The 1872-nt window shown below is 71.2% G+C and carries 2 protein-coding genes; both read left to right on the plus strand.

Annotated elements, in window-relative coordinates; all coding sequences use genetic code 11:
• Nucleotides 1-460, plus strand: a 460-nt coding sequence (locus J5Y04_RS41115; protein WP_209417665.1) for a phosphopantetheine-binding protein, incomplete at its 5' end; no start/stop codon positions are given.
• The coding region (locus tag J5Y04_RS41120) for a condensation domain-containing protein (RefSeq protein WP_245206496.1) at nt 457-1872 on the plus strand (1416 nt) is incomplete at its 3' end. The genes J5Y04_RS41115 and J5Y04_RS41120, both read left to right, overlap by 4 nt.

Here is a 1872-nt window from a genome sequence, read left to right on the forward strand (position 1 = left end):
GTCGGGTGCGGTGCGGGAGTTCGCGGAGGAGCGGCTGCCGTCGTACATGGTGCCGTCCGCCGTCGTCGTCCTGGACGCCCTGCCGTTGACCGTGAACGGCAAGCTCGACCGCAAGGCCCTGCCCGCCCCCGAGTACACCGGCGGAACAGCGGGACGGGCGCCGGCGAACGAGCAGGAGGAACTCCTCTGCCAGGCCTTCGCCGAGGTCCTCGGCCTGCCGGCGGTCGGGGTCGACGACGACTTCTTCACCCTCGGCGGCCAGTCGCTCCTGGCGACCCGCCTGGTCAGCCGAGTCCGCGCGGCACTGGGTGTGGAGCTGCGGATCCGGGTGCTGTTCGACAGCCCGACCCCGGCGGGCCTCTCGACGTGGATTACCCATCAGGCCGGTCAATCCGGCAACCAGAAGAAGAAGAGCAGGCCGGCGGTGCGGCCGATGCGCCAGCAGGAGGACTACCGATGATTCCCTTGTCGTTTGCGCAGCGCCGCCTTTGGTTCCTCGGGCAGTTGGAGGGCCCGAGTGCGACGTACAACCTTCCGCTGGTCCTGCGACTGAGTGGACGGCTGGACGAACGGGCCCTCGCCGAGGCCTTCCGGGACGTGATCGGGCGCCACGAGATCCTGCGCACGCTCTTCCCGGCGGTCAACGGCGAGCCGTACCAGCGGATCCTCCCGGTGGAGGCGGCCGGGTTCGACCTGGCCGTCACGGAGGTGGACGCGGACGGGCTGGCCGCCGCAGTGGCCGGCGTCACCGGTTACGTCTTCGACCTTTCCGCGGAGATCCCCCTGCGGGCGCATCTGTTCGTGCTGGGCGACGAGGAGTTCGTCCTCTCGGTGACGGTCCATCACATCGCGGGTGACGGCTGGTCGATGGGTCCGCTGGGGCGCGACCTGTCGGCGGCGTACACGGCCCGCCTCGGAGGCCGGTCCCCCGACTGGGAGCCGCTGCCCGTCCAGTACGCCGACTACACGCTGTGGCAGCGCGAGCTGCTCGGCGACGGAAGCGCCGCGGGCGGCGACGCCGTGGACGACGATTCGTCGGACGGCGACACCGCCGACGGGGTACTGGCCGAGCAGGTCGCCTACTGGCGTGCGGCGCTCGCGGGGGCGCCGGAGGAGCTGGAGCTCCCGGCCGACCACCCGCGCCCCGCGGTGGCCGGTCACGAAGGCCACCGGATACCCCTGGAGCTCTCGGCCGACCTGCACGCGAAGCTGCTGGGCGTCGCGCGCGACCATGGTGCGACGCTGTTCATGGTGCTCCAGGCGGCGCTGGCGGTGACGCTGAACCGGCTGGGCGCGGGCACCGACATCCCGATCGGTGCGGCGGTGGCCGGCCGCACCGACGAGGCTTTCGACGACCTGGTCGGCTTCTTCATCAACACGCTCGTGATGCGCACCGACCTGTCCGGGGACCCGACCCTGTCGGAGGTGCTGGAACGCGTCCGGGAGACGGGTCTGAACGCCCTGGACCACCAGGACGTGCCGTTCGACCGCCTGGTGGAGGAGCTGGCGCCGGCCCGCTCGCTGGCCCGTCACCCGCTCTTCCAGGTGATGCTCACCGTCCAGAACACCGCTTCGGCTGGGCTGAAGCTGCCCGGCCTGAGCGTGGAGCCGCTGCCGACGGGGTCGACGACGGCCAAGTTCGACCTTGAGCTGTTCGTGGGCGAGGAGTTCGACGCTGACGGTTCTCCCGCGGGCGTCCGCGGGCGCTTCGTGGCCTCGGCGGATCTGTTCGAGGTGGGGTCGGTGGAGGTGTTGGTGGGGCGGTTGGTGCGGGTGTTGGAGTTGGTGGTGGTGGATGTGGGGGTGCGGGTGTCGGGTGTGGGTGTGTTGGGTGTGGGGGAGCGGGTGGGGTTGTTGGAGGGGTTGGCGGGT

Origin of the sequence: Kitasatospora sp. RG8 (genome assembly GCF_017813315.1) — a bacterium.
Lineage (GTDB): Bacteria > Actinomycetota > Actinomycetes > Streptomycetales > Streptomycetaceae > Kitasatospora.